Origin of the sequence: Aestuarium sp. (assembly GCF_023253315.1) — a bacterium.
GTDB lineage: Bacteria > Pseudomonadota > Alphaproteobacteria > Rhodobacterales > Rhodobacteraceae > Marivivens > Marivivens donghaensis.
In genome coordinates this window covers 215,545-241,984 of record NZ_JALRGW010000002.1, presented here as the reverse complement: position 1 = coordinate 241,984, position 26,440 = coordinate 215,545, and the positions used below count along the sequence as shown (strand labels likewise).

Genomic DNA, 26,440 nt, shown 5'->3' with positions numbered 1-26,440 from the left:
AGGGGGCTTAGCGCCCCCTGATCCGTGGGTCGAGAGCGTCGCGCAGGCCGTCCCCGATGTAGTTCACCGCCAGGACGGTCAGCGAAATCGCAAGGCCCGGCCAGATGACGCGTTCGGGGAAGCTCTCCATTCGGTCGACGCTGTCAAAGAGCAGTTTGCCCCATGTCGGGAAATCCGACGGAAAGCCGAGGCCGAGGAACGACAGCGCGCTTTCGGTGATGATCGCAGTGGCGAGGCCGAGCGTAGCCGAGACCATGATCGGTGACAGCACGTTCGGCAGCAGGTGGCGCGTGATGATCCTGCGCGACGGTGCGCCGATGGATCGTGCCGCCAGCACATATTCCCGTTCTTTGATCGTCAGCACATCGCCACGCACGATCCGCGCAGTGTTCATCCATGATGTGATCCCGATCCCCGTTACGATCAGCAGGAAGATACCCAACTCAGGCCCAAAGGCTGCCCGCAAGGCGTCACGGAACAAGAGCATCATGACGAGGAGGAGTGGGAGGAGCGGCAGTGACAGAACCAGATCGGTAAAGCGCATCAATGGCCCGTCCAGCCGTTTGAAATAGCCCGCAAGAACGCCAACCAAGGTGCCGATGATCAGCGACAGCAACATCGCCGTCCAACCCACTGCGAGTGAAATCCGCCCGCCATACATCAGGTTTGCCAGCACATCGCGGCCAAGGTTGTCGGACCCCAGCGGGTGGTTCCATCCCCATTTTTCGCCGAACAACATGCCGATGTAGAACGGACGCATGTTCTTGTTTCGAATGTCAGACTTGGTCGGGTCGAGATCCCAAAGGTAGGGGCCGACAATAACAAAGAGCGTGATGAAAATCAGGAAACCAAGCCCGATCATGGCCCCGCGGTGTTGGCGGAACTGATCCCAGATTTCCCGTGCCTGCGACGGTGTTTTCACGAGGGTTGCGTCAGTCATAGCGGATCCTCGGGTCGAGCAGGCCGTAGAGGACATCTGCAATTAAGTTAAAGAGAACGATCAACACGGCAAAGATAAAGGTCAGGGTCATGACCATCGGAATGTCGTTGCCCTGAACGGCGAGGATCAACAGTTGCCCCAGCCCGTTCACCTTGAACACTTGTTCGGTGATAATCGCGCCGCCAAAGACTTGGGGGACACCGAGTGCGATAACGGTCACCACGGGGATCATCGAATTGCGCAGCACGTGGCGCAGGACGACGACCTTTTCGCGCATTCCTTTGGCGCGGGCGGTGCGGACGTAATCTTGGCCCAAGTTGTCGAGCATAGAAGCCCGCATGAAGCGGCTGATTTGGGCTGCGTTATAGAGCGCAAGCACAAACACGGGCATCGCCATCTGTTTGATTTGTTGGCCGAGCGTGGCCCAGCTATCGACGACCAAGGTCGTGTCATAAATCGACGGGAACCAGCCGAGGTTCACCGAAAAAATCACGATCAAAAGGACGCCGGTAAAGAAGGTCGGGACAGAGAACCCAACCATCGAGATAAACGTGCCGATCTGGTCGAACCATGAATATTGATAATAGGCTGACGCGATCCCAATGGGCAGCGCAATCAAGACGCCAACCACATAGGACATACCCACCACCCAGAGGGTCTGGGGGATACGTTCGGCGATAATGTCAAAGACGGGGCTTTTCGATTGGAACGAAATGATCCGCTGCGCACCTTCGGCAAAGTCGGTGCCAAAGAGGCCATCAATCCAATACTGCGGCTCGACCACAAAGAACTGATATAGCCAGAGATAAAACCGCACCCACCAAGGCTGATCGAGGCCCAAAGCTTCGCGCATACGTTCTTTGACTTCGGGCGGGATCGACATTGGCATTTGGGCCATCGGATCACCGGGGGAAAGCTCAAGAAGCAAGAAAATCACCAACGCAATAAAGAGAAGCGTCGGGATGGCCAGCAGGAGCCGTCGGATCGTGTAAGTCAGCATGAGTGGGGTAATCCGCTGCGGTCAGGATAGTTTAGGCGCGGCAGGTAACCCGCCGCGCCCGTTAGGATTATTCGCTACGGAACCAGTCAGCAGCGTTCCACAGTTCGGAGTCCCAGGTGTTCAGGACAACACCGCCCAGCGTGTTGGATTTCGCGGACACACGGCCACGGTCCACCAGCGGGATGATGATGTTGCTGTCTTTGGTCAGGTAGTCGTTCATCGCACGTGCCAGCGCACCGCGAGCTTCCAACTCACCTGTTTGACCCAGTTCAGTGATCATCGCGTCATAGGCTGGATCACAAACGCGGTTGATGTTCTCACCTTGCCACTGAGTGTCTGGGCTCGGGATCTGGTCGCATTTGTAAGCGGACAGATAAGCCTGCGGGTCAGTGCCAGGGAAGTTGTTCGCATACATCTCTACGTCAGCATAGAAACGCTGGAAGGTATCTGGCGAACCTGGGTCACCACCAAAGTAGACCGACGCATCAATGTTGCGAAGTTCAACCGACAGACCGATTTCTTCCCACCATTCTTTGATCAGGGCTTGGAAGTCCTGACGCACAGCGTTTGTCGAGGTCTGATAGAGGATCGTCATCGGCTGACCATCTGGCGTTTCACGCACGCCGTCGCCGTTGGTGTCTACATAGCCGCCAGCATCGAGAAGTGCTTTTGCACGGTCCAGATCTTGGGTCAGACATGCGGTGTTGTCCGATGCGTATAGAGCAGGCGCAGGGACGAGGTTACAGGTCGGACGACCCGCTTGACCGTAGCCAACCTCAACCAACAGATCGCGGTCGATTGCGATGGACATCGCTTCGCGGACGGCTGGGTCAGAGAGGTAGGGGTGCGGATGCGCAATTGTCGAACGCTCGCCTTCTGGCAGGTCCGGCGATGGGTTAGTGAGGTTGATCTCGATGCGTTCAACCAGCGTGCCGAAGCCAGAGATCGGTTCGCCTTTGCCGCCAGCGGCCAGTTCTTCGATCACGTCAGGTGCAAGCTGGAGGTTCCACGCGTAGTCAAATTCGCCAGTTTCCATAACAGCGCGACCCGCTGCCATCGCATCACCGCCGCCTTTGAGCGTTGCTGTCGCAAAGGCAGGCTTTGCGGGATCACGATAGTTTGCGTTTGCAACGAACTGGATCACGTCGTTCACGCGGAAGTCAGTGACAACGAACGGACCAGTGCCAACGGGCATAAAGTTTGCGTCGGTACAGGTCGGAGCATTCGCGCCGAGGCAGTTAGCAAACTGAGCGGCCTGAATGATTGGGCTCTCGTGACCAACGAAGGGCTGGTAAGGGTTCGGCATCGGGTATTCGAATTTGACGACCACGGTGCGGTCATCTGCAGCCGTTACGCTTTCGATACCAACGAATTTAGCACCCTGCGCACAGCCACCACCTTCGGCGGTGCAATATTCATAGGTAAAGACCACGTCGTTCGCGGTCACTGGGCTGCCATCGGACCACAGCAGACCCTCTTTGATGACCCAAGTGATCTGGGTGAGGTCTTCGGTCACGCCACCGTTTTCAACGGTCGGTACGCTCTCGGCGAGGTAGGGGACCATTGCGCCGTCTTGGTCATAGCGTGCAAGCGGTTCGAGGGTCAGGGATGCTGCCTCGATGTCCTTTGTGCCGCCCGAAAGATACGGGTTCATGGTGGACGGCGCTTGCCAATAGATGATGTTCACATGGCCGTCGCTTCCGCGCTCGGCAAAGGCGGGTGCGGCGGCAAGGCCGACAACAGCGCCCATTAGGATCGTCTTAAGTTTCATTTTCCTCTCCTATTGTGATGGCCGATAGGCCGTTAGGGACGGGTGTGATCCCGCTCTTCAGTTTTGATAAAGGTGGCAGGCCGTAACGTGTCCGGGGGCTAGCTCCACCGACGCTGGTTCGACCTCTTTGCAGATGTCCATGACCTTTGGGCAGCGCGTACAAAAGTTGCAGCCCTTGGGTGGGTTGGACGGGGACGGAACATCGCCCTGCAACACAATCCGTTCCCCTCGTGCATCAGCCGAAGGGTCGGGTTCTGGAACCGCAGACAACAGCGCCTGCGTGTAGGGGTGTTTGGGCGCGGTGTAGAGAACGTCAGACGGTGCGATCTCTAAGATTTTGCCCAGATACATCACAGCCACGCGGTCCGCGATGTGGCGGACCATCGATAGGTCGTGGCTGATAAACAGATAGGTCAGGCCAAACTGCTCTTGCAGGTCCTCAAGCAGGTTCACGACTTGCGCCTGAATGGACACATCCAGCGCGGCAATAGGTTCGTCACAAACGATGAACTTTGGGTTCAGAGCCAGCGCACGCGCAATCCCAATCCGCTGCCGTTGTCCGCCTGAAAACGCATGGGGATAACGGCCTGCAAAGGCGCGGTTCAAACCCACCGCGTCCATCAATTCCAGAACCTTTTCGCGTTTCTCCGCCGCAGACAGTGTTGTGTGTTCGTCGAGAGGTTCACGAATGATCGCCTCAACCGTCATACGCGGGTTGAGCGAGGCTTGCGGGTCCTGAAACACCATCTGCATGACCGGGCGCATTGATCGCAGGTCGGATTGATCCTTGGTGCCAATCTCTGCACCATCAATCGTAATCTCGCCCTCAGTAATGTCATAGAGCCGCAGAACGGCCCGTCCGCAGGTCGATTTCCCGCAGCCAGATTCACCAACGAGGCCGAGCGTTTCGCCCTCGAACACATCAAACGACACGCCATCGACGGCTTTAACTTCGCCTGTGCGTTTGCGGAACAGGCCAGAATAGATCGGGAAATGCATTTTTAGGTCGCGAACGCGAACCAGCGGGGTGGGGGCGTCAAACATGGGCGACCTCTGGTTCTACGAGGAAACAGGCCGCATCATGGCCGTTGCCAATCCCGTATCGTGCAGGGTTTTCCGTGCCACAGCGCGGCATCGCTTGCGGACAACGATCGCGGAAGGAACAGGCGCACGGTGCAGAGGATAAGATCGGCGGTTGCCCTTCGATCACCGTCAACCGTTTCGCACGTTCGCCCGACAGGGACGGCACCGTTTTCAGCAGGGCCTTTGTGTAGGGATGCTGCGGATTGCGGAACAATTCCTTAACAGGCGCATGTTCAACGATTTGCCCGCCATACATGACCATCACCCGATCCGCGATGCCCGCAATCACGCCAAGGTCATGGGTGATCCAGATCACAGCCATTCCCAAACGGTCTCGCAAGTCCTTCATCAGTTCAAGGATTTGCGCCTGAATTGTCACGTCGAGTGCCGTTGTCGGTTCGTCCGCGATCAGAACCTTAGGATCACAGGCCAACGCGATGGCAATCATCACGCGCTGACGCATCCCGCCCGAGAATTGGTGAGGGTAATCGTCCAGCCGTCGCGCGGCATCAGGAATACCAACCAGTTCTAACAACTCTTGCGCACGCTTCTTTGCATCCCGTTTGGACACACCCATATGGGTCCGCAGAGGCTCCATAATTTGGAAGCCAACGGTGAATACGGGGTTCAAGGACGTCATCGGGTCCTGAAACACGAACCCAATTTCACCGCCACGGACAGTGCGCAGTTCATCATCCGATAGTTGTAAAAGGTCCCGCCCGTCAAACATCGCGCGGCCATTTCGGACCTCTGCAGGCGGCATCGGCAGCAGCTTTAGCAGCGACATCATCGTCACCGATTTGCCCGATCCGCTCTCACCGACCACGCCCAATAGCTCCCCCGCGCGGAGGTCAAAATCGACGTGATTGACCGCATGGATTTCACCCTTGCGGGTATTGAAAACGGTCTGAAGCCCCTCCACGCTGAGGATGGGCTTAACAGTGTCTGGCACGAGGCGACCCTCCGCAAGTGGTTCAAATCAAAGTAGAAAACGTCCGCACCTTGATCTGTGAAACGTAGAATTTGACCAAACGGTAGCATGAAAAAGCTGACTCGCAAGACGAATTTGTGACAGTTGCAGACTGACCTTACGAAACCATGAGGTGTGATCGCTGAAACCCTTTGTTGCTAAAGATTTAAGCGTTTGGTCAAAAATTTACGTTGCCCCATGCTAAAGGCTTGCGAAGGTGAAATTGGCGGGTCAGCTTTGGGATGAGAGGTAAAAATGATCAAATTCCCGATTCTCGACTCATCTCCAGTTGAACACGATGCGCCTCTGCCCGATGCGGCTGACGTCGTGGTTATTGGTGCAGGTGTCGTCGGAGTGATGACCGCGTGGGAATTGGCGCGTCAGGGGCAAAAGGTCGTGCTCTTGGAAAAGGGTCGCGTGGCCTGTGAGCAGTCGTCACGGAATTGGGGCTGGATACGGGCGCAGGGTCGCGATCCTGCGGAGCTGCCCATCGTTATCGAAGCGCGGCAGATGTGGCGCGATATGGTGGCAGAAGCTGGCGAAGATGTTGGTCTACGGACAAGCGGCGTTGCCTATCTCGCGCGACTTGAAAAGGACTTGGCCGATTTCGAGGCGTGGATTCCATATGCCCGCGATGCGGGGCTCGATACTCGCATGCTGACGCGGGCTGAGACGGCTGAACTGATGCCCTCACAGAAGTGGGCGGGGGCGATGTATACGGCCTCTGACATGAAGGCAGAGCCGTGGTTGGCCGTTCCTGCGATGGCGCGTGCCGCTGCGCGGGCGGGCGTTGTGATCCGCGAAAATTGCGCCGTGCGCGGGTTGGACATCGCGGCAGGGCGTGTCGCTGGTGTTGTGACCGAGGCGTGCCGTATCGCGGCGGATCGGGTTGTCCTATCGGGTGGCGCGTGGTCGTCCTTGTTCCTGCGCCGCCACGGTATTTCGATCCCACAACTGTCCGTGCGGGCGACCGTTGCCGCGACGACGCCGTTGCCAGAGGTCTTTGCGGGTGGAGGTGTCGACGATCAGATCGCATTCCGTCATCGCGCCGACGGGGGGTATTCCCTAGCTGCCGGTGGGTTCCATGAGTTGTTTATCGGACCAGACGCGTTTCGGGCTCTGCCGAAATTTCTGAAACAACTGGCCGAGGACCCGTTTGGCACGCGCTACAAACTCTCTGCGCCAAAGGGCTATCCCGATGCGTGGACGACCCCGCGAAACTGGGCCGACGATGAACCTTCCCCGTTCGAGGCGATGCGCATCCTGAACCCCGCGCCTAACCTGCCTATCGTCGAAGATATCCGCCAAAAATTCGCCGAAGCCTTCCCGCAATTGGGTGAAGTGAAAATCGCGACCGCTTGGGCGGGGATGATTGATACAATGCCCGATGTAGTACCGATTGTGGACCATGTGCCGACCCTGCAAGGGCTGACCCTCGCGACAGGCATGTCGGGCCATGGGTTCGGCATCGGGCCAGGGATCGGGCGGGTGACGGCGCAATTGGTGAACGGGCAAACCCCGTCGCATGATCTGAGCCGTTTCCGCTTTGGACGTTTCACCGATGGGAGCCCCATCGATCTCGGACCAAGTGTCTGACCCCTTGAACCGCTGCGTGCTTTGCACCAGTTTTGAATAAATGATCAAAAGAATGGAGGGGCAGATGCCCGTCAAAAACCGCCTAGCTGAACTGCACCATGAGATCACCGAATGGCGACGTGATCTGCACGAACATCCCGAAATTCTGTTTGAAACCCATCGCACCGCTGCTGTTGTTGCTGAAAAGCTAGAGAGCTTTGGTTGTGATGAGATCGTCACGGGCATCGGGCGCACGGGCGTTGTTGGCGTGATCAAAGGCAAGACCGACACCAAAGGCATGGTGGTCGGCCTACGCGCGGACATGGATGCGCTGCCGATCCTAGAGGCAACTGGTCTGCCTTATGCGTCGAAGACCGAGGGCGCGATGCATGCTTGTGGCCACGATGGTCATACCGCGATGCTCTTGGGCGCTGCGAAGTACCTTGCGGAGACGCGGAATTTTGACGGCACGGTAGTCGTGATCTTCCAGCCCGCCGAAGAAGGCGGCGGCGGTGGTCGCGAAATGTGCGCGGATGGCATGATGGATCGTTGGAATATCCAAGAGGTCTACGGCATGCACAACTGGCCCGGTGTTCCTGCTGGAACATTCGCCATTCGTCCGGGTCCGTTCTTTGCTGCGACCGACCAGTTCAAGATCGTCGTTGAAGGGCGGGGCGGTCACGCCGCGAAACCACACGAGACGATTGATCCCGTTGTCACATCGGCGCAGATCATCACCGCGCTCCAATCCATCGCGAGCCGTAATGCTGATCCCGTCGAACAGATCGTTGTGTCGGTCACATCCATTGAAAGCAGCTCGACCGCGTTCAACGTGATCCCGCAGCGCGTGACGCTCAAGGGCACCGTGCGCACCATGTCCCGTCACAACCGCGATCTGGCCGAGGATCGACTGAGCAAAATCGCAGACCTCACTGCCGCTGCGATGGGGGCGAAGGCTGAGGTGAACTACTATCGCGGCTATCCAGTGATGGTGAACCACGAAGAACAGACCGCCTTTGCGGCTGAGGTGGCGACATCCGTGTCGGGGGGCTGTGCTGAGGCGCCTCTTGTTATGGGCGGTGAGGACTTTGCCTATATGCTAGAGGAACGGCCAGGGGCCTATATCCTCGTTGGGAACGGGGACACCGCGATGGTGCACCACCCCGAATATAACTTTAACGACGAAGCCATTCCTGCGGGCTGTAGCTGGTGGGCGGAAATCGTTGAACGGCGGATGCCAGCCGCCTGATCCCGTTGCAGAAACGCGCCGCATGTGCCATTCCAGAACAAAGTATTGGGAGGTCACATGCGGATTGCGGTGATCGGTGCTGGTTCAATCGGTCGGCGCCATTTTGATAACCTTGTTTCTCTCGGCATCGACGCTGTTCAGGTGCCATATCGCAGCTATCGCCCTGACGTTCTGGATGGCTGCGACGCTGCTGTGATTGCGACCGCGACGGACGTTCGCACGGGTCCAATTGCAGATGCGGCGGATCGCGACCTTCCGATGTATATCGAAAAACCGCTCGCTTTTAGGGCGGCTGATTTAGCAGAGATCGAACGTCTGACGGCAAAAGTCGCAGATCGCACCATGCTCGGCCTCATGATGCGCTATCACCCTGCGTTCCGCGCCTTGGCTGATCTGGATATGTCGAGCGCGGTGCGTTTTAGCCTCGATATCGGGCATGACGTGACGCAGTGGCGACAAAACTGGAAATTTTCGGAAAGCTATGCGGCGAAGGCTGACGGCGGCGGTGTGCTGCTGGACCTCTGCCACGAGATCGACATGGCGTCGGTTCTGTTCCCCGACCTCACGCTCAAATCGGTCACGTCTGTTGGTCATCCAAACTACGATGGCGTTGATTTTTCATCGCGTCTGACCGTGCAAACGGGGGCAGGGGCCGAAGGGTCGATCGGGATGGATTATCTGACCCCCCAGCTTCACCGTCGCACCATCGTCTATGGCGTCGATGCGATCTACGATTTCGACTTTGCAGCTCAACGCTACGAAGTCAAAGACGCGACAGGCGCCCGCCTGATTGATCTGCCGCTCGAACGAAACGAGATGTTCGTGGGGATCACACGCGATTGGATTGCGCTCCTTGAGGGGCGCGAAACTACAAACCGACTGCTGCCACGCATTGACCGCGTGACCGCCAGTACAGCGCTCACCGCTGCCGCTTGGGAAGCGCGGCAGTTCGTTGGGCACATCACAAAGGAGATCCCATGATTTTGGGTCATATCGGCGTCCGCAAGGGCTCTAAGGGCGTTCCGCGTAAGAACTTCAAACCGATCTGCGGTAAGCCCCTGATCGACTGGTCGCTGGAACAATTGCTCGAACATCCGCAGGTGGATGCAGTTGTTGTCTCGACCGATGATGAAGAGATTTACGAACACGCCGTTGCCAAGGGCACGCTGGCGATTGGGTTGCGGCCTGATCACCTCGCCACGGATGCGGCGGGGAAATGGGGCGTATGGCAGCATGCGCTTGAGGCGTCCGAGGCACTGATCGGCAAGGTCGATGCGTTTCTGGATCTCGACGCGACCTCGCCATTGCGGTTGCCGTCGGACATCACAGACGCGCTGGCGCTTTATCATGCAGAGCACCCCGATATGGTCATGTCCTGCTGTGAGGCACGCAAGAACCCCTATTTCAACCTTGTGGAACCCGATGAAACGGGCGCGTTGCATGTGTCGAAACCCCTCCCCGGTGGGGTGGTGGCGCGTCAGGCTGCACCGACCGTCTATGAACACGCGGCAAGCACCTATGTGGTCAAACCAGATTACCTAAAGACCGCAAAATCGCTCTATGAGGGGCGCGTCATTCCCTATCTGATGGATGCAGATCGTTGTGTCGACATCGATAGTCCGTTTGATTTCAAACTCGTAGAATTCCTACTTAATGACCGACTGAAAGAGGCATCCAATGGCTGATCAACTTAAGGGCCGCACGGTTTTCATCACTGGCTCTGGCGGTGTTCTGGGCTCGACCTATGTGCGGCGGATGCTTGATGAAGGCGCGCGTGTCATCGCCTCTGACCTCAAAGGCCACCGCGCCGATGCGCTGGTTGAAAAGCACGGCTCGAACGAGAACTTCCGTTTCTATGACCTAGACGTTGGCGATGAGGACGGCTGTTCCGAGATTTTCAAACGCATTCTGGCCGATGGCTGGGAACCGAACGTTGTTCTGAACAACGCGGCGATCACGGGCGAGTTGTTGATGGGCGCGGGCAAACCTTTTCCTGACTTCGCGGACACCAGTGTCGAAGATTTCGAACGCACCCTGCGCACGAACCTGACAGGCGCGTTTATGATCGCACGTCAGATGGACCGCGACATTGTCGGCAAATGGCCCTGCACGCTGATCAACGTCGCGTCGATGTATGCGCTGAATGGCGCACACCACCCGATTTATGACGGCATGCCGTTCAAGAACTTCTCGGCCTATGGCGTGACCAAAGCGGGTATTCACGGCCTGACCGTTTGGCTGGCTGGCTACTGGGCACCGCGCAAGGCGACGGTGAACACCATTGCGCCGGGTGCGGTGTTCAATAACCATTCCGAGGAATTCCAACGCCGCGTGGGTGAATTGATCATGGCGGGCCGCATGTGCGAGCCCGATGAAATCGCGGACGTGATGTTGTTCCTTGCCAGCCCGCAGTCAGGCTACATGACAGGCCAGTTGGTCAATGTCGATGGTGGCTTTAGCGCGTGGTAAAAGCGTCAATCGCGGCGAGCGTTTTTTGAACGGCGCCTGTGTGTTCTGTAAAGAACGCGTCAATCTGATCGGGGTCGGCCTGCGGGTCGGCCCCGATTGCGTTTATCAACTCGTCTGTTGACTGAACGTGGGTGCAAACGCCTGCGGTAATTGCCTCAACAGCGGGGTATTCGATGGTGTGGATATCTGGCCCGACAATCACTGGTTTCTTCATCGCCAGCGGTTCGATGACGTTATGTGCGCCGTAAGGGGTAAAGCCACCGCCAACAATGACCTTATCCGCCATAGCGAGGTAGAAATACATCTCGCCAATGCTGTCGCCCAAGAGGACATCGACCTGTGGTGCGTTGCCCCGGCCTTGCAGAAACGCGTCGAAACAGGCCGTGCGGTTCACCACGTAAAGTCCCGCATCACGGAGCATCGTTGCGACTTCGGCAAAGCGTTCAGGCTTGCGCGGCACGTAGACAAAGAGTGGAGCATTCTCGCCGCGTGTCGCCTTAATCGCGTCGATATAAACCTCGTCTTCGCCCTCGACGGCGCTAGCGATGGTGATCACGGGTCGATCGGGGGCCATCCACGCGCGCGCCGCGACACCAGCGACGGGCAGCTCAGCAGGGATCGGTTGTTCAAACCGTGTTTCCCCCGTGATGGCGATGTTGGTGACGCCAACGCTCGCGAAACGATCCCGTTGAAGGGCGGATTTCACCAGAGCACCCGCAAAGCCACGCATCAGGTCGGCGCGGGCAGGGGTTTTGGTTTGGTCGCGTTCATAGCTCTTGGACGGGTATTGCGCGTTGCACATAAAGAGCGGCACGCCTTTGCGACGACATTCGGTGATCATCGCGGGCCAAATCTCGACCTCCATCACCAGCCCGTATTTCGGGGTGAAAGCGCGAAAGAATTTGGCATAGGTCCAGCGGAATTCGAACGGCACCCAAACCGCGCGAAGTCGTCCAGCGGCGATCTCATCGGCAAAGACACGCTCGGCCTCGCGACGCCCTGTGGGGGTGAAGTGGGTGGTGACAACCGTTTCGCCACGGTCGAGAAGCGCCCGAACCAGAGGAACCGCGCTGCGCATTTCACCCAGTGAAACCGCATGGATCCAGACCGATTTCGGCATCGGTTTGTGCGTTCCAAAGCGTTCCTTAAGATGCTGAAAATAAAGTGCATCCTTCTGTCCGCGACGCCACAGGTAAATCAGGATCAGCGGAAATCCGATAATCCAAGCCGCCTTGTAGAGCGAAAGCCAGCGGCGCAATCGCGGAGTGGGGAACTGTGCAATCATTGCGTTAGTTTATCAACGAAACGAGACGGGCCGCTAGATCAAGTTTTCGATCCCGCTCTGCGGCGATCAATGTCGTTGCGGCACGTGTTTGCGCAGAGAGTATGGCGGGGTCCAAGGCGACGATATCTGTCGACCCGTTGATGGCTAGGGCGCCACCGACACCGTCTAGCATTTTGTAGTCAAATGCGAAATTCGCGGTACGCGGACCGTGGAGGACGGGGCAATTCAGGTTGACGGCTTCCCACGGGTTATGGCCCTCAATGTCGCAGAAGGTGCCACCGATCAGCGCGAACTCTGCCATCCGATACCAGAGCCCCATTTGTCCAAAGCTGTTGTCGATGATGACATCTGCATCCCGCAGCGATGCGCTATCTGCGCCTATGGCCACCTTTAGCCCGCGTTCTGTCGCCGCCGCGACGATGTCGTCGGTGCGCTTTGGACGACGTGGCGCAATCACCAAGAGGCTACCCGTTCGTTGGGTTTGAGCATCGAGCGCAATCGCTTCGTCCGCAGGGTGGCTCGACGCGCAGAGCCATAGTGACCGCCCGTTCAGGCCTCGTTCAATCACAGCGCGTTCCTCTGGCCAATCTGACAAGGGCGGGGCAATTGGTTTGAGCGATCCCGAGACCGTCACATCGCGACCGCCAAGTTTGGTCAAGTTCGTGGCAGTTTCATCTTCTTGGGCATCGATGATCGCGATCTGAGAGAGCGCCGCGCCGTAAACCTCAGCGGCCTTGGCCCTTTTCTCAAACGCATCCTTGTTAAGACGAGCGTTGACGATGGCTTGTCCAATCCCACGTTCCGCCACCCGCCAGACCATCGCAGGCCAGAGGTCTTGTTCCGCCCAGATCGCAAGGTCAGGTTTCCAGTGGTCGAGGAACCGATCCATCGCATTGGGTAGATCAATGGGGAGGAACTGATGGACCGCACCGTCAATCGGGTTGCGATCCCATGCTGTGGACGAATTGAGCGCGGTCGAGGTCACCAAAAACTGCAGGTCTGGCCGCATCTCGCGCATCATAAGGATCAACCCGCGCAGGGCCATAACCTCGCCCACGCCAACGCCGTGCATCCAAATGAGTGGCCCGTTGGGGCGGTGGGCGCTCGGGTAGCCGAGCTTTTCGCGCCAGCGTGTCGGATGTTCTTTACCACGTTTGAGCCTGCGTTTGAGGATAATCGGCGCAATGGGTTCGATCACACCCGTCGCAATCATCAAAAGACCCAGGGAAAACGGCGGCTTACTCACTGTCCGTAAACGCTTTTTGCAAGGACCCTGACCAGAAACTCTCTGTCCCGAGGATCGTCATGAAACGCTCTGCGGCGCTGCCTTCGCCAAAAGCAGCATGGCGGTCATAGCGATTGCCCCAGTTCGAGGCGAGAAACTCTGCAATCGCGGCACGGTCATAGGCCGAGACGTGGCGGATGCTTTCGGCCTGTGCGCGGTTCGTCTGACGGGTGCCGACGTCCAAAGACGGGATCCCGATAAACGGAGCCTCGCGCACGCCCGCGCTGCTGTTGCCGATCATCGCCGAGGCATTGCGCATCAGTTCCGAGAAATGGGCAAAGCGCATGGAGGGCAGAATGCGGAACCGATCCTTGGGCAGGGTGTCCATTGCAGCCAGAATACCATCCGTTCCGGGATCGTTGTTCGGTGCGATCACGACGTAGGATTTCCCAGAGGCCACCAGCTCGGCATACAGCGACGCGGCCTGATCGCCCATGGTCTCAGCTTCAGAAGTTACGGGATGGAAAACCACGATGCCAAAGTCGTCAAACGGGATGGCATAGCGCGCTTTTACGTCGTCAATCGTCACGCCCGACGGTTGGGAATGGAAATCCAACTCAGGTGAGCCGATCACATGGATCGCCCCTTCGGGTTCACCCAGTGCCATAACGCGGCGTCCTGCATCCTGCGAGGACACGAAATGGTGGCTCGCGAGTTTGGAGTTACAATGGCGGAACACCTCGTCAATCGTGCCCGACACTTCGCCGCCCTCGATATGCGCCGAACGGATGTAGTTGGTGGCGCAGACCAGCGCACAAGCGAGCGCTTCGATCCGATCGCCATGGATAACGACGAGGTCGGGTTTGTGCTCCATACAGAAGTCAGAAAACCCGATCACGGTTTTCGCAAGGATCATATCCTGCGGATCACCCGCCCGTTGGTTCAGGAACTCGTGCACCTGAACGCCGGGGACGCGATGAACCTCAATCTTCGTCATGCCGTATTGTTCGAGCATATGCATGCCCGTCACAAAAAACGACACATCAAAGCCCGCGTCGCGGCACGCAATCGCAAGTGGCTCTAGCTTGCCAAAATCGGCACGAGTGCCAGTGACGAAGAGAATGGAACGGGTCATGACTGCTCTTTTAGCGCAAAGGGTTAGCGAAATGCTAACGCAAATCGCTCCACTTTAGCTGGGTGTTCCGTGTCACTGCGCGGGTCAGCGTCTTGCCGACGACCTTATCAAACTCGTAGCCAGCGATTTCACCCGAGCCAGGACGACGCGCCCAGATGTCAGCTTCGGTGATCACGTGGCCTTCGGGGAGGTCCTTATCCGCGACGACCGAGGCACGTGCGAAGGCATAAACAGGTTCTTCGGCTTTGGTGCGTTGTTTGGGGTTGTTCGCTGCGATCCAAATCTCTTTGGAGCGGTCGATGATGTGGCGCAGTTCGGACGGGTCCATCGAGTTGATGATGTCTGGCCCCTTGCGGTAGCGGGTATCGGTATAGTGGCGTTCAAGGATGCAAGCACCCAAAGCCACCGACGCCAGCGCCATTTCCGGCCCGATCGAGTGGTCAGAGAAACCGACCACCGCATTCGGGAACGCGTTTTTCAGGTCGGTGACACCACGCAGCGAAACGATTTCGGCAGGCGACGGGTAGAGGTTTGTGCATTCGAGAAGAGCGTACTCAACGCCCGCATCTTCGAGGATTTGAACCGAGGCGCGGATCGTGTCGATTGTCTGCATCCCTGTTGACATAATCACTGGTTTGCCCTTCTTCGCGATATGGCGAATGAGGGGGAGGTTATCCGCCTCACCAGAGCCAATCTTATAGGCAGCAACGTCGAGTTCCTCGAGGAAATCGGCAGCGGCGCGGCTGAACGGAGTCGAAATCCAGATCATCCCCAGTTCTTCGGAATAGCGTTTCAGCTCTGCCTCTTCGTCTTTGGACAGGGCGCAACGTTCCATCACGTGCCAGATCGACACGTCCGCGTTCGGTGGGAAGATCGACTTTGCCTCATCGGTCATCTCATCTTCGATGATATGGGTCTGGTGCTTGATCATCTCACAGCCAGACAAAGCAGCGAGGCGCACCATTTCCTTGGCCACGTTCAAGTCGCCGCCGTGGTTGATACCGATTTCAGCAATGACGAGAGGGGGGTGGTCAGGTCCGATTTTGCGGCCAGCGATTTCCATGGGTAACTCCAAAACGAATTTGTTTTAGACCTAAGCGGGAACGGGGCGTCCTGCAATCGGCAATCTGGGCATGAAAGGTTGCATTCTGAGGCCTCATAGCCCAAATGATGCCAGCGAACGATAAAGGGCAGGGTATGCTAAAGAACCTCTGGAATAAGGCGAAGGCTTGGGAAAAAGCCCGCAATAAATCCTATGAAAAGCCCATCGTGACCGCAGAAGACCGCGAGCGCGCGCACTATTATGCAAAGTGGATTGACCACGGGTTCCTCCGCGTACGCTGGACAAATTTCGACCAGATTGCCGAAGGGGTTTATCGGTCTAACCATCCTAGCCCTGAACGTATGGCCGAAATGGCGGAGCTGGGGATCAAGACGGTGATTAACCTTCGAGGCGGCGCGAATATCCCGACATCGCTGCTCTCTACTGAGGCGGCTGAAAAATATGGGATGAAGGTCATCACGATCGGCATGTCTGCCCGCAGCGCCCCAAACCCCGATCAGATCGTTAAATTCATGGATGTCATGGAAACGGCGGAAAAACCGGTTCTGATCCACTGTAAATCGGGCGCAGATCGCACGGGGCTCGCCGCTGTGATTTACCTGACCGAGATGCTGGGCGTGTCGGTCGAGGACGCCAGCGCACACCTCAGCAGCAAGTATTTGCATTTCAAATGGTCGAAAACGGGTGTGCTGGACCTGTTTTTCGAAAACTACCGCAAAGCGCATGACGCGACAGGCATCGGCCTGCGCGAATGGGTGACTACGGTTTACGATCAGGACGCGTTGAACCGCGAATTTGCGGCGCGTTAACCGCCTGTGTGGCTCATGTGGCGGCTGACGCGGCCATCGACCGTTTGACGCGAATAATCGAAATCGTGGCCTTTGGGTTTCAGACCAATCGCACAGTGAATGGCGGCCTCTAGCACAGCGTCGTCGTTTGACGCGCGGAGCGGTTCGCGCAGGTCGGAATGACCTTCTTGCCCCAGACACGTGTAAATCTCGCCCGTGCAGGTGATCCGCACGCGGTTACAGCTTTCGCAGAAATTATGCGACATTGGTGTGATGAGGCCGATCTTTTGGCCTGTTTCTTCGATGCGGATATATCGCGCAGGCCCGCCTGATCGTTCCGCCAGATCGGTGAGGGTAAACCGTTCGCCCAGTTGCTTGCGCAGATCGTTCAGCGACCAATATTGGCCCAGACGATCCTCGTTTCCGATATCGCCCATTGGCATCACCTCGATAAAGGTGAGGTCCATGTCACGTTCGGCGCACCAGCTCTGGAGGGTGAAGAGTTCGTCCTCGTTGAAGCCCTTTAGAGCAACCGCGTTGATTTTGACGCGCAGCCCCGCCCTTTGCGCGGCATCAATCCCTTTGATCACTTGGGGCAGGCGGCCCCAGCGAGTGATGTCAGCGAATTTCTGATCGTCGAGCGTGTCGAGCGATACGTTCACACGCCGCACACCCGCCGCATAGAGGTCATCCGCGTATTTTGCCAGCTGACTGCCGTTTGTGGTCAGCGTCAGTTCCTTGAGCGCACCACTGTCGAGGTGGCGCGTCATGGCGTTGAAAAACGTCATGATCCCGCGGCGAACGAGCGGTTCGCCGCCCGTGATACGTAACTTTTCGACGCCAAGTCCGATAAAGGCGCTGCACAGCCGATCCAACTCTTCGAGCGTCAGGAGGTCCTTTTTCGGAAGGAACTCCATATTCTCAGACATGCAATAGACGCAGCGGAAATCGCACCGGTCTGTGACGGACACCCGAAGGTATTTAATCGCGCGTGCGAAGGGATCAATGAGCTGCTTTTCCATGACGGCGAAGGTAGGGCGCTGCATGGGCTCCTGCAAGGGGCAAGCGATAGGTGATTTTTATCTATTCGACCAAAGTCGCGCTCTAGTCTTTTATCAAACGGAGAGCTTCTTTGCGGGCGAAGGGCTTCATCGCGGCGCCGTGGGCATCGATAAAGCTGCGCACCCGTTCAGGATCTCGTTTCGACAGATCGCGCAGCCACCAGCCGATGGCCTTTTGAATGAACCAATCGTGGTCGCGTACATAACTGCCTGCCCAATCGAGAATGCGTTCACGGATCGCGAGGTCGGCCTCTTTGGGGAAGGTCATTTTCGTCCAGGGCAAGGTGATGACGAGGGCCGCGCGGCGGGTCCAACTATGGGGTGAGACAGTCCAGTTTTCGACTTGGTCAATCCGCGAAGGATCAGCCATCAGGCGTTTTTCGCCCGATTTACAAACGTGATCGGCGATGGCCCAGCCGTCGAAATCGGGCACCCATGATGCGATCAAGTCCCATGCCGCTGTGTCGTCGGGGCGGATGCGGGCTTGTTCCAGAAGTTTAGCGGCGAGGATGCGCGTTTCATGAACATCAGCGGCCCAGAGGTCGGCACAGAGCGCGAGGCGTTCGTCCAGCGTCACAGCCTCGCGGATCTCTTTGGACAGGTCCGTCAGCACGGGCACCTTGATCCCCAAAACGCGGCGCGTGGTCTTGTGGTATTTCGCCATCTCAATCGCGTCAGCGGGATTTGCCAGCGCGTCGAGTTGGGCGAGGATATCGTCGATGGTCATATCAGTCCCGTGGCTTTTCTAGTTGCCATGTGAGGTGCGTTTTCACCGTAGGCCATTCGTGCGCAAGGATCGAATAGACGCAAGTATCGCGGAGCGATCCATCTGCCATCACCATATGTGACCGAAGTACGCCATCGAGTTTCGCGCCAAGTCGTTCAATCGCAGCGCGGCTTTGGTGGTTCATGAAATGGGTGCGGAATTCGACAGCGTTGCAGCCCAACGCCTCGAACGCGTGAGTGAGCATCAGCCGTTTGACTTGGGTGTTCATCGGGCCGCGCTGGACCGACTTGCGATACCACGTGGACCCGATTTCCAGACGCTTATTATCAGCGTCGATGTTCATGTAAGTCGTCATGCCGACGGCCTTGCCCTCGGGGGTGAGGATCGCGAAGGGCAGCATCGATCCCTCGTCCATTAGACCCAAACGACGATCAATTTCTGCCTCAACCCCATCGGGGGCAGGGATCGTCGTGTACCAGAGTTTCCACAACTCGCCATCAGCGGCGGCCTCAATCAGATCGACTGCGTGGTTTTGGCTTAGCGGAGCGAGCGTGACGGCGGTATCGGAAAGCGTAATAGGTGTGGGCCACATCAGATATAATCCTCAATTCCAGTGGGTTTGCCGTCAATCGTGACGCGGTTCTTCTCGTTCCAATAGTCGTGAATGCCTGCCTCGCCTTTGCCGTCCGACCACGTGTCCAAGGTCTCACGATGACCTTGGTGATCAAAATAGGGGACGGCATAGCCACACGAGGTTTGTACGAGGTCGACGTTCAAGTCGTAGATTTGCCGTGCACCCACATGAGCGTCAAAATGACTGTTCAGCTCTGCCCAATCCGCGTCCCCAACATGAACCGCGCGGGCGGTGCCATAGGCGCGCAGGATCAGGGGGCGTTTTTCGAACCCGCACCACATCACGGTCATGCGGGTGTTTTCCCTAAGATGCCCTGCCGTTTCATTGCCGGACCCCGTCAGGTTCCGCCAGATCAGACGATTAGGCCCCAGAATACGCAGGCTGTCCCCGCCCTTGGGTGACAGATTGACCCGACCATCCGCCGCTGCGGTCGCTACAAAGTAGACGTGCTGCGCTTCGGCAAATCCGCGGGTGTTGTCATCAAAGGACGGAAACTGTTTTGCCATTATTCGACCGTCACCGATTTCGCGAGGTTGCGCGGCTGGTCCACGTCGGTGCCTTTGGCAACGGCTGTGTAATAGGCCAACATTTGCGCAGGGACCGCATAGAGGATCGGGGCAAGGTAGTCGTCGACTTCTGGCATGATCAAGGTCTGCCAGACGCCTTCGCCTGCCTCATCCGCGCCTTTCTTATCCGTGACCAAGAGGACCTGACCACCACGGGCCATGACCTCTTGCATATTGCTCACGGTCTTGTCGAAGAGCGCATCACGCGGCGCCATAACGATCACTGGCACGTGCTGGTCCACAAGGGCGATGGGCCCGTGTTTCAATTCGCCCGATGCATAGGCTTCGGCGTGGATGTAGCTGATTTCTTTGAGTTTCAGCGCACCCTCAAGCGCGAGCGGATACATCTTGCCACGACCCAAGAACAGGATGTCACGTGCCTCTGCCAGTTTGTGGGACAGAGTTTCACAACGGGCTTCGATGGTCAGTGCAGTGTTCACGATCCCAGGTAGGGCACGCAGGGCGGTGATCTTTTCCGCCAGTTCTGCATCGGTTAAACGCCCGCGCTGACGGGCGGCACTGAGGACCAGCATAGCGAGGGTCATAAGTTGGTTGGTAAAAGCCTTGGTCGAGGCAACGCCAACTTCAACGCCAGCAAGGATCGGCAGGACCAGATCGCTTTCCCGCGCGATAGAGCTTTCGGGTACGTTGACCACGGCGACGATCTTGTCCGCTTTGCCCGCGCAATAGCGCAGGGCGGCGAGGGTATCAGCGGTTTCGCCAGACTGGCTGACAAAGAGCGCAACAGTGCCTTCGGTTATCGGCGGCTCGCGGTAGCGGAATTCGGATGCCACGTCGATTTCGACGGGCAGGCCAGCGATCTGTTCGAACCAGTATTTGGCAACGTTACAGGCGTAGAATGCGGTGCCACAAGCGACCATCGTCAGACGATTGATCCGCGTGAAATCTAGGCCGCCATCGGGCAGAGTGACGGTATCGCCTTTGAGATAGCGGTTCAGCACTTCGGACATGACGACCGGCTGTTCGGCGATCTCTTTGGCCATGAAGTGTTTGTAGCCACCTTTGTCGATGCGGGCGGCGTCGATGTTGACCTTGCGCACTTCGCGGTTGACCTGCTCGCCATCCGCGTCCCGAATTTCGAGCGAGGTGCGGGTGATAACTGCCCAGTCACCTTCGTCGAGGTAGGTGATGGTGTCAGTCAGCGGCGCAAGCGCAATTGCATCAGACCCAACGAACATCTCACCAGTGCCGTGACCGATGGCGAGGGGACTGCCCTTGCGGGCTGCGATCAACAGGTCTTCTTCACCTTCAAACAAGAGGCAGAGCGCATAGGCCCCTTCGAGGCGAGCAATCGTGTTCTGTGCAGCCTCACGCGGGCTTTGACCTTGCGCTACGAAATGCTGCGCGAGGAGGGCAACCGTTTCCGTGTCAGTATCGGTTTCATGAGCTATGCCATGTTCCGCGAGGAATTCACGCAGTTCGCGGAAGTTCTCGATGATGCCGTTGTGGACAACGGCGACTTTACCCGAACGGTGCGGGTGCGCGTTGCCTTCGGTGGCGGCGCCGTGGGTGGCCCAACGGGTGTGACCAATACCTGCCTTACCAGCAAGCGGTTCATGCACCAGACGGTCCGATAGGTTAACCAGTTTACCAACCGCCCGACGACGATCCAGAACACCATTGTTCACGGTCGCAATACCCGCAGAGTCATACCCGCGGTATTCAAGCCGTTTCAGCGCTTCCACCAAAATTGGCGCGGCTTCGTGATTGCCGAGAACTCCTACAATCCCACACATAATTAGGACCCCTTTGCCTTTTTGGCTTTGAGCATTTCAAATAATTTAATAGCGAACCCAGCCTTATTTTCCTGCTTGGTCCGCGCGATGGCCATTGCACCATCTGGAATATCTTTGGTCACCACAGTGCCCGTGGCGGTCATGGCGTTATTGCCGACCGTGACAGGGGCAACCAGCATCGTTGCAGAACCAATAAAGCTGTTCGCGCCGATGGTGGTCTTATGTTTGAACACGCCGTCGTAGTTGCAGGTGATCGTACCCGCGCCGACGTTGGTCTTTTTGCCGATGAAGGCATCGCCGATGTAGGTGAGGTGGTTGACCTTCGCGCCCTCATCAATCGTCGCGTTTTTGATTTCAACAAAGTTGCCGATGTGAACGTCTTCGTTGAGTTCCGCACCGGGGCGGAGACGCGCGAATGGACCTACGGTGGAACCACGGCTGACGTGGCACCCTTCGAGGTGTGAAAAGGCACGGATGGTTGCGTTGGATTCCACCGTCACGCGGGGGCCAAAGACAACGTTCGGCTCAATGATTGCATCGCGGCCAATGACGGTGTCGTGCGCAAAGATCACGGTTTCTGGCGCGTGCAGGGTCACGCCGTTCTCCATCGCCTCTGCCCGCATCGCGTTTTGGAACATCTGTTCGGCACGAGCGAGTTCAGCGCGGGTGTTGATGCCGAGCGTTTCAGCCTCGTCACAACGCACAACGGTCGCGGACAGACCTCGGTTGCGGGCGATGCCAACAATATCGGGCAGGTAATATTCGCCCGAGGCATTGTCGTTGCCGACTTCATCAAGGAGAGAGAACAACAGCTGCGTATCAACGCAGATCACACCTGAATTGCAGAGCGGAATTTCGCGTTGTGCCTCTGTCGCGTCTTTGAATTCCACGATCCCCGTCAGATCATCGCCATCGGTGATCAGGCGGCCATAACGGACGGTCGGATCGTAAACTTCGAACCCGAGAACGATGACGTCATGGGTTGCGCGAGCGTCGAGCATGGATTGTAGCGTTTCAGGGCGGATAAACGGTGTGTCACCAAAAGCCACAAAGACGTTGCCGTCGATGCCTGCCAGCGCTTCACGTGCTTGAAGCGCTGCATGCCCCGTGCCGAGTTGCTCCTCTTGGGTTACAACCTCCGCATCGGGGTTCCAGTCTTTGACCGCAGCCTCAACCGCCTCGCCACCATGACCCACGACAACAACCGTGTGGTCGAGCCCCAAAGCCTCCCCCGATTTCATCGCGTGAACGACCAGCGGGGCACCCGCGATTTTATGCAGAACCTTGGGCAGGTCGGAGTTCATCCGCGTCCCCATACCCGCAGCCAAAACGATCAAAGAATTGCTCATATTCGCCTCTTAAAATTTGCCCCTGTATGGCGTTCCTTGGGGCTTACCGCAAGATTTGGGGCTTCACATCACCTTTCGCTTCGTTACACCTGTGGCAAAACTGAATTGGGGATGGCTATGCGCACTGTGATTTTCGACTTGGATGGGACCTTGGCGGATACCAGTGTCGACCTCATAAATGCCGCAAACACCTGTTTTCGTGGGCTTGGGCTGGGTGACTTGCTAGATCCAACGCAGGACGCAGCGATTGCCGTCCGTGGTGGCAGAATGATGCTGACCGAAGGGTTCAAGCGCGCTGGAGACATCGACCCAGCAGAGATCGACCGTCAGTATCCTGTCTTGTTGCAGGCCTACGCTCAGGATGTTGCCACTCATACGACGCTTTATGATGGCGCGATGGAGGCGGTAGAGCAGTTGAAATCCGATGGGTTCGCTGTGGGTGTTTGCACGAACAAACCCGAAGGCCTCGCGATTGCGGTGCTCGACGCGCTGGGCGTGCGGAGCGCGTTTGGATCGCTGATCGGCGCAGACACGCTGCCCGTTCGCAAGCCAGACCCTGCACCTTTGCGTGCTGCGGTTGAACGGGCAGGGGGTGATCCGATGCGGTCGCTTTTGGTTGGTGACAGTATTACTGACCTCGATACGTCCCGCGCGATGAATGTCCCGAGTGTGATGGTAACCTTTGGTCCTGCTGGAATGGCGGTCGCTGACCTGAACCCTGATGCACTGATCCATCATTACAGCGAACTGCCTGCCGTTGCGGCAGAACTCCTGTCGTAACCCATTGACCCTTTGGGGCCGATCCGCCACCGTATTGGTATGACTGAAGTATTCAAAGGTTCGTTTACTCAACAGGAACCGATCCCCGAAGAGGCGATCGAGGCCGCCGTTCGTGTCATGCAAACGGGGCGCTTGCACCGTTACAACACGGTGGGTGACGAAATTGCGGAAACTGCCCTCCTTGAGGAAGAATTCGCCGAAGCGATGGGGGCGAAATATTGCCTCGCCGTTGCCTCGGGCGGGTATGCGATGACAACTGCCCTCAGGGCGGTTGGGGTGAAACAGGGTGATCCTGTGTTAACCAATGCCTTCACGCTCGCCCCAGTTCCCGGCGCGATTGCAGCGGTGGGGGCCAAGCCGATCTATGTCGATGTGGACGAGGGGTTGGTGATCGACCTCAACGACCTGCGTGCAAAGATCGGGCAGGCCAAGGTTCTGCTCTTGTCCCATATGCGTGGGCATATCTGCGACATGGACGAACTAATGCGCATTTGTGGTGCGGCAGGCGTTACCGTGATCGAGGATTGCGCCCACACGATGGGGGCCACGTGGCACACGATCCCTTCGGGGCGGTTCGGCACCTTCGGCTGCTATTCGACGCAGACTTATAAGCACATGAATTCGGGCGAAGGCGGTCTATTGATCAGCGATGACGCCCAAGCCATGGCACGTGCGATCATGCTGTCGGGGAGCTATATGCTTTTTGATCGGCACCGTGCAGCGCCCAAGCCAGAGATTTTCGCGCAGATCAAATATGAGACCCCGAACATATCGGGACGCATGGATAACCTGCGGGCTGCGATCTTGCGTCCGCAGTTGCGGCGGTTGAACGAACAATGCGGGAAATGGAACGCGCGGTACCGCGTCGTCGAGGCGGGATTGCGCGGCACTACGGGTCTGACGCTCATTGATCGCCCTGAAGAAGAGGGCTTTGTCGCGTCCTCATTCCAGTTTCTGTTGTTGGACTGGGCGCCCGACAAAATCCGCGATGTCATCGGACGATGTGCGGCGCGTGGGGTTGAACTGAAATGGTTCGGTAATGAAGAACCCGTTGGATTCACGTCGAAATACAGCAGTTGGCGCTATGCCGATTGCAAACCGATGCCTCAGACCGATCGTATCCTCGCGGGTATCATGGACATGCGGTTGCCGCTGACCTTCTCGCTTGAGGATTGCGCGCAGATCGCGCGGATCATTCGGGCCGAGGTGAATGCCGTCTGGCAGCAAGAGGCGAAAACACCGTGAAACGGGCCGAGGTCGAAGAGGAAATTCGCGGATTTTTGGCGCAGTTGAAACGGCCAATGCCTGAATTTTCTTTGGCGACAGAACCCACAGGTGACGGCTGGCCTGCTGTTTTGGGGGATGGTCCAGCCTTTACGTGGGTCGTCACAGAACGCGGCGTCGAACGGGACCGCCGCGTTGTTGATGGACACGAGGTCGTATTCCTCTGCATGGAAATCCTGACTGCTAGGTTTGCCCGCGAAGCTGAAAAAAAGACCCGTCAGACCAAACGCGCCAGCCTGTGGACTCGACTAAAGGCACGCGGCGATTTTGGGGTCGGTTTGGATGACTATTCGCGTCAAACGTGGATGGAAGGGCATGTTCGTTTGATGAAATCGCTCCAGTCGGGATGGGGCACGCGGGTGAAGCTCAATTACGAAATGATCCTGCGAAAATATCCGCTTACGGCCAATGAACGCCGTGACGCGCGGGTGCTCGACCTCTCTGAATTCGGCCTGAACTAACCGTCATGTGAAAACGGTGGATTGACGCGACTCGAATTCTGCGCCTAGAAATGAACAAGCGTTCAATAAAGCGCAGGGAGGAATGCATATGTTCACCGCGTCGATGAGATTCGATCTGGGAGAAGAGGTCGAGGCCATTCGCGATACCGTCCATTCGTGGGCGCAGGATCGGGTCAAGCCGATGGCGGCCCATGTGGATCAGTCCAACGAATTTCCCGCAGAGCTGTGGAAGGAAATGGGCGACCTTGGCCTTTTGGGTATCACCGTGCCCGAGGAATACGGTGGCGCTGGGCTGTCCTATCTGGCCCATACCATCGTTGTCGAAGAAATCGCACGGGCGTCGGCATCGGTATCGCTGTCCTACGGTGCACATTCGAACCTCTGTGTGAACCAGATCAAACTAAACGGCACGCACGAACAGAAGCAGAAATACCTGCCCGGTCTGATTTCGGGTGATCATGTCGGTGCGCTGGCGATGTCTGAAGCGGGCGCTGGGTCTGACGTGGTGTCCATGTCGCTCCGCGCGGAAAAGCGGAACGATCATTACCGTCTGAATGGCAATAAATACTGGATCACCAACGGTCCTGACGCCGATACACTGGTCGTCTATGCCAAGACCGACCCTGCCGCTGGTCCCAAAGGCATCACCGCCTTTATCGTCGAGAAATCGATGAAGGGGTTCAGCACGTCCACGCATTTTGACAAAATGGGGATGCGCGGATCGAACACGGCAGAGCTGGTGTTCGACGATGTCGAGGTCCCGTTCGAAAACGTTCTGGGCGAAGAGGGCAAAGGCGTTCGCGTTCTGATGTCTGGTCTCGACTACGAACGCGTTGTTCTCGCTGGGATCGGCACGGGCATCATGGCGGCCTGTATGGACGAGATTATGCCCTACCTCGCGACCCGCAAACAGTTTGGACAGCCCATCGGGAACTTCCAGCTGATGCAGGGTAAAATCGCGGACATGTATACCGCGCTGAACACCGCGCGTGCTTATGTTTACGAGGTGGCCAAAGCCTGTGACCGTGGTCAAGTGACCCGTCAGGACGCCGCTGCCTGCGTGCTCTATTCGTCCGAGCAGGCGATGGTTCAGGCGCATCAGGCCGTTCAAGCGATGGGCGGTGCAGGCTTTATGAACGACAGCGCGGTCAGCCGTCTGTTCCGTGACGCCAAACTGATGGAGATCGGCGCGGGCACTTCGGAAATCCGTCGTATGCTGATCGGTCGCGAACTGATGGGGTCGATGTGAAACTCTCGACCACATTCAT

The 26,440-nt window shown here is 57.4% G+C and carries 25 protein-coding genes; 10 read left to right on the top strand and 15 right to left on the bottom strand.

All coding sequences use genetic code 11. The features are described 5' to 3' along the window. Positions 1 to 7: 7 nt before the first annotated feature. The 5 genes from AC1QQ2_RS02830 to AC1QQ2_RS02810 form a co-directional block, all read right to left on the bottom strand. Positions 8 to 940, bottom strand: coding sequence for an ABC transporter permease (locus AC1QQ2_RS02830; protein WP_249946428.1), 933 nt, complete (start codon positions 938 to 940; stop codon positions 8 to 10). After that, complete coding sequence (locus AC1QQ2_RS02825; RefSeq protein WP_479711991.1) at positions 933 to 1,940, bottom strand: ABC transporter permease; 1,008 nt, start codon at positions 1,938 to 1,940, stop codon at positions 933 to 935. The genes AC1QQ2_RS02830 and AC1QQ2_RS02825 overlap by 8 nt, the downstream gene beginning before the upstream one ends. A 67-nt stretch (positions 1,941 to 2,007) precedes the next feature. Continuing rightward, positions 2,008 to 3,711 carry a peptide ABC transporter substrate-binding protein gene (locus AC1QQ2_RS02820; RefSeq protein WP_479711990.1) on the bottom strand — a complete coding sequence of 568 codons (1,704 nt, stop codon included), beginning with the start codon at positions 3,709 to 3,711 and terminating at the stop codon, positions 2,008 to 2,010. Positions 3,712 to 3,768: 57 nt separating this feature from the next. Continuing rightward, entirely contained in the window at positions 3,769 to 4,755 is a 987-nt protein-coding gene (locus AC1QQ2_RS02815) for an ABC transporter ATP-binding protein (protein ID WP_479711989.1), read from the bottom strand. After that, positions 4,748 to 5,746, bottom strand: a complete 999-nt coding sequence (locus AC1QQ2_RS02810) for an ABC transporter ATP-binding protein (RefSeq protein ID WP_479711988.1) — start codon at positions 5,744 to 5,746, stop codon at positions 4,748 to 4,750. Before AC1QQ2_RS02810 ends, AC1QQ2_RS02815 begins: the two co-directional genes overlap by 8 nt. A gap of 273 nt (positions 5,747 to 6,019) precedes the next feature. Here AC1QQ2_RS02810 and AC1QQ2_RS02805 point away from each other — a divergent pair, with 273 nt between their 5' ends. From AC1QQ2_RS02805 to AC1QQ2_RS02785, 5 genes are all read left to right on the top strand, one after another. Next, complete coding sequence (locus tag AC1QQ2_RS02805; RefSeq protein WP_479711987.1) at positions 6,020 to 7,360, top strand: NAD(P)/FAD-dependent oxidoreductase; 1,341 nt, start codon at positions 6,020 to 6,022, stop codon at positions 7,358 to 7,360. 64 nt (positions 7,361 to 7,424) lie between these two features. Further along, on the top strand, positions 7,425 to 8,588 hold the full coding sequence (locus AC1QQ2_RS02800; RefSeq protein ID WP_105236368.1) for a M20 aminoacylase family protein: 1,164 nt from the start codon (positions 7,425 to 7,427) through the stop codon (positions 8,586 to 8,588). A 57-nt stretch (positions 8,589 to 8,645) separates the two neighbouring features. Continuing rightward, positions 8,646 to 9,569, top strand: coding sequence for a Gfo/Idh/MocA family protein (locus AC1QQ2_RS02795; RefSeq protein WP_479711986.1), 924 nt, complete (start codon positions 8,646 to 8,648; stop codon positions 9,567 to 9,569). Then, positions 9,566 to 10,273, top strand: coding sequence for an acylneuraminate cytidylyltransferase family protein (locus tag AC1QQ2_RS02790; RefSeq protein ID WP_105235413.1), 708 nt, complete (start codon positions 9,566 to 9,568; stop codon positions 10,271 to 10,273). The genes AC1QQ2_RS02795 and AC1QQ2_RS02790 overlap by 4 nt, the downstream gene beginning before the upstream one ends. Further along, positions 10,266 to 11,057 (top strand): SDR family NAD(P)-dependent oxidoreductase, encoded by a 792-nt coding sequence (locus AC1QQ2_RS02785; protein WP_067549295.1) that lies wholly within the window; start codon positions 10,266 to 10,268, stop codon positions 11,055 to 11,057. Before AC1QQ2_RS02790 ends, AC1QQ2_RS02785 begins: the two co-directional genes overlap by 8 nt. Here AC1QQ2_RS02785 and AC1QQ2_RS02780 read toward each other — a convergent pair. The 4 genes from AC1QQ2_RS02780 to AC1QQ2_RS02765 are packed head-to-tail and all read right to left on the bottom strand — an operon-like array spanning position 11,044 to position 15,765. Continuing rightward, the gene (locus tag AC1QQ2_RS02780) at positions 11,044 to 12,315 is read right to left on the bottom strand and encodes a 3-deoxy-D-manno-octulosonic acid transferase (RefSeq protein ID WP_479711985.1); all 1,272 of its coding nucleotides are present in this window, start codon (positions 12,313 to 12,315) and stop codon (positions 11,044 to 11,046) included. The two genes, AC1QQ2_RS02785 and AC1QQ2_RS02780, sit on opposite strands and share 14 nt — an antisense overlap. Positions 12,316 to 12,346: 31 nt before the next feature. Continuing rightward, entirely contained in the window at positions 12,347 to 13,588 is a 1,242-nt protein-coding gene (locus AC1QQ2_RS02775) for a 3-deoxy-D-manno-octulosonic acid transferase (protein ID WP_479711984.1), read from the bottom strand. Next, a complete protein-coding gene (neuC, locus tag AC1QQ2_RS02770) occupies positions 13,581 to 14,702 on the bottom strand; it encodes a UDP-N-acetylglucosamine 2-epimerase (protein WP_479711983.1) in 1,122 nt (373 codons plus the stop codon). Before neuC ends, AC1QQ2_RS02775 begins: the two co-directional genes overlap by 8 nt. Positions 14,703 to 14,736: 34 nt before the next feature. Then, positions 14,737 to 15,765, bottom strand: coding sequence for an N-acetylneuraminate synthase family protein (locus AC1QQ2_RS02765; RefSeq protein ID WP_479711982.1), 1,029 nt, complete (start codon positions 15,763 to 15,765; stop codon positions 14,737 to 14,739). A gap of 107 nt (positions 15,766 to 15,872) precedes the next feature. On the opposite strand from AC1QQ2_RS02765, the gene AC1QQ2_RS02760 reads away from it, so the two are divergent. Then, on the top strand, positions 15,873 to 16,574 hold the full coding sequence (locus AC1QQ2_RS02760; protein WP_479711981.1) for a fused DSP-PTPase phosphatase/NAD kinase-like protein: 702 nt from the start codon (positions 15,873 to 15,875) through the stop codon (positions 16,572 to 16,574). Here the strand turns inward: AC1QQ2_RS02760 and moaA are convergent. The 6 genes from moaA to glmU all read right to left on the bottom strand — a co-directional run bounded on the left by moaA (position 16,571) and on the right by glmU (position 22,647). Next, the gene (gene moaA, locus AC1QQ2_RS02755) at positions 16,571 to 17,575 is read right to left on the bottom strand and encodes a GTP 3',8-cyclase MoaA (protein WP_479712007.1); all 1,005 of its coding nucleotides are present in this window, start codon (positions 17,573 to 17,575) and stop codon (positions 16,571 to 16,573) included. The two genes, AC1QQ2_RS02760 and moaA, sit on opposite strands and share 4 nt — an antisense overlap. Positions 17,576 to 17,657: 82 nt before the next feature. Further along, complete coding sequence (locus AC1QQ2_RS02750; RefSeq protein ID WP_479711980.1) at positions 17,658 to 18,341, bottom strand: DNA alkylation repair protein; 684 nt, start codon at positions 18,339 to 18,341, stop codon at positions 17,658 to 17,660. Position 18,342: 1 nt separating this feature from the next. Next, a complete protein-coding gene (locus tag AC1QQ2_RS02745; protein ID WP_479711979.1) occupies positions 18,343 to 18,933 on the bottom strand; it encodes a GNAT family N-acetyltransferase in 591 nt (196 codons plus the stop codon). Next, the gene (locus AC1QQ2_RS02740; protein ID WP_479711978.1) at positions 18,933 to 19,481 is read right to left on the bottom strand and encodes a pyridoxamine 5'-phosphate oxidase family protein; all 549 of its coding nucleotides are present in this window, start codon (positions 19,479 to 19,481) and stop codon (positions 18,933 to 18,935) included. Before AC1QQ2_RS02740 ends, AC1QQ2_RS02745 begins: the two co-directional genes overlap by 1 nt. After that, entirely contained in the window at positions 19,481 to 21,298 is a 1,818-nt protein-coding gene (gene glmS, locus AC1QQ2_RS02735; protein WP_479711977.1) for a glutamine--fructose-6-phosphate transaminase (isomerizing), read from the bottom strand. The genes AC1QQ2_RS02740 and glmS overlap by 1 nt, the downstream gene beginning before the upstream one ends. Before the next feature lie 2 nt (positions 21,299 to 21,300). Next, the gene (gene glmU / locus AC1QQ2_RS02730) at positions 21,301 to 22,647 is read right to left on the bottom strand and encodes a bifunctional UDP-N-acetylglucosamine diphosphorylase/glucosamine-1-phosphate N-acetyltransferase GlmU (protein WP_479711976.1); all 1,347 of its coding nucleotides are present in this window, start codon (positions 22,645 to 22,647) and stop codon (positions 21,301 to 21,303) included. 117 nt (positions 22,648 to 22,764) lie between these two features. On the opposite strand from glmU, the gene AC1QQ2_RS02725 reads away from it, so the two are divergent. The 4 genes from AC1QQ2_RS02725 to AC1QQ2_RS02710 all read left to right on the top strand — a co-directional run bounded on the left by AC1QQ2_RS02725 (position 22,765) and on the right by AC1QQ2_RS02710 (position 26,421). Further along, positions 22,765 to 23,427 (top strand): HAD-IA family hydrolase, encoded by a 663-nt coding sequence (locus AC1QQ2_RS02725; RefSeq protein ID WP_105235401.1) that lies wholly within the window; start codon positions 22,765 to 22,767, stop codon positions 23,425 to 23,427. 39 nt (positions 23,428 to 23,466) lie between these two features. Next, positions 23,467 to 24,672 carry a DegT/DnrJ/EryC1/StrS family aminotransferase gene (locus AC1QQ2_RS02720; RefSeq protein WP_479711975.1) on the top strand — a complete coding sequence of 402 codons (1,206 nt, stop codon included), beginning with the start codon at positions 23,467 to 23,469 and terminating at the stop codon, positions 24,670 to 24,672. Continuing rightward, positions 24,669 to 25,172 carry a hypothetical protein gene (locus tag AC1QQ2_RS02715; protein WP_479711974.1) on the top strand — a complete coding sequence of 168 codons (504 nt, stop codon included), beginning with the start codon at positions 24,669 to 24,671 and terminating at the stop codon, positions 25,170 to 25,172. The genes AC1QQ2_RS02720 and AC1QQ2_RS02715 overlap by 4 nt, the downstream gene beginning before the upstream one ends. Positions 25,173 to 25,260: 88 nt before the next feature. Further along, positions 25,261 to 26,421: an isovaleryl-CoA dehydrogenase gene (locus tag AC1QQ2_RS02710; protein WP_479711973.1), complete on the top strand. Its 1,161-nt coding sequence runs from the start codon at positions 25,261 to 25,263 to the stop codon at positions 26,419 to 26,421. Positions 26,422 to 26,440: the final 19 nt, after the last annotated feature.

Excerpts from the sequence above, each read along its gene's own strand:
- AC1QQ2_RS02765 (WP_479711982.1), bottom strand. The coding sequence starts at position 15,765 with ATGGAAATCGCTGGCCGCAAAATCGGACCTGACCACCCCCCTCTCGTC.
- AC1QQ2_RS02740 (WP_479711978.1), bottom strand. The coding sequence starts at position 19,481 with ATGGCAAAACAGTTTCCGTCCTTTGATGACAACACCCGCGGATTTGCC.
- moaA (WP_479712007.1), bottom strand. The coding sequence starts at position 17,575 with ATGGAAAAGCAGCTCATTGATCCCTTCGCACGCGCGATTAAATACCTT.
- AC1QQ2_RS02795 (WP_479711986.1), top strand. The coding sequence starts at position 8,646 with ATGCGGATTGCGGTGATCGGTGCTGGTTCAATCGGTCGGCGCCATTTT.
- AC1QQ2_RS02805 (WP_479711987.1), top strand. The coding sequence starts at position 6,020 with ATGATCAAATTCCCGATTCTCGACTCATCTCCAGTTGAACACGATGCG.
- AC1QQ2_RS02725 (WP_105235401.1), top strand. The coding sequence starts at position 22,765 with ATGCGCACTGTGATTTTCGACTTGGATGGGACCTTGGCGGATACCAGT.
- AC1QQ2_RS02790 (WP_105235413.1), top strand. The coding sequence starts at position 9,566 with ATGATTTTGGGTCATATCGGCGTCCGCAAGGGCTCTAAGGGCGTTCCG.
- AC1QQ2_RS02825 (WP_479711991.1), bottom strand. The coding sequence starts at position 1,940 with ATGCTGACTTACACGATCCGACGGCTCCTGCTGGCCATCCCGACGCTT.
- AC1QQ2_RS02750 (WP_479711980.1), bottom strand. The coding sequence starts at position 18,341 with ATGACCATCGACGATATCCTCGCCCAACTCGACGCGCTGGCAAATCCC.
- AC1QQ2_RS02830 (WP_249946428.1), bottom strand. The coding sequence starts at position 940 with ATGACTGACGCAACCCTCGTGAAAACACCGTCGCAGGCACGGGAAATC.
- glmU (WP_479711976.1), bottom strand. The coding sequence starts at position 22,647 with ATGAGCAATTCTTTGATCGTTTTGGCTGCGGGTATGGGGACGCGGATG.
- glmS (WP_479711977.1), bottom strand. The coding sequence starts at position 21,298 with ATGTGTGGGATTGTAGGAGTTCTCGGCAATCACGAAGCCGCGCCAATT.
- AC1QQ2_RS02760 (WP_479711981.1), top strand. The coding sequence starts at position 15,873 with ATGCCAGCGAACGATAAAGGGCAGGGTATGCTAAAGAACCTCTGGAAT.
- AC1QQ2_RS02720 (WP_479711975.1), top strand. The coding sequence starts at position 23,467 with ATGACTGAAGTATTCAAAGGTTCGTTTACTCAACAGGAACCGATCCCC.
- AC1QQ2_RS02745 (WP_479711979.1), bottom strand. The coding sequence starts at position 18,933 with ATGTGGCCCACACCTATTACGCTTTCCGATACCGCCGTCACGCTCGCT.
- AC1QQ2_RS02785 (WP_067549295.1), top strand. The coding sequence starts at position 10,266 with ATGGCTGATCAACTTAAGGGCCGCACGGTTTTCATCACTGGCTCTGGC.
- AC1QQ2_RS02815 (WP_479711989.1), bottom strand. The coding sequence starts at position 4,755 with ATGTTTGACGCCCCCACCCCGCTGGTTCGCGTTCGCGACCTAAAAATG.
- AC1QQ2_RS02800 (WP_105236368.1), top strand. The coding sequence starts at position 7,425 with ATGCCCGTCAAAAACCGCCTAGCTGAACTGCACCATGAGATCACCGAA.
- AC1QQ2_RS02710 (WP_479711973.1), top strand. The coding sequence starts at position 25,261 with ATGTTCACCGCGTCGATGAGATTCGATCTGGGAGAAGAGGTCGAGGCC.
- AC1QQ2_RS02820 (WP_479711990.1), bottom strand. The coding sequence starts at position 3,711 with ATGAAACTTAAGACGATCCTAATGGGCGCTGTTGTCGGCCTTGCCGCC.
- neuC (WP_479711983.1), bottom strand. The coding sequence starts at position 14,702 with ATGACCCGTTCCATTCTCTTCGTCACTGGCACTCGTGCCGATTTTGGC.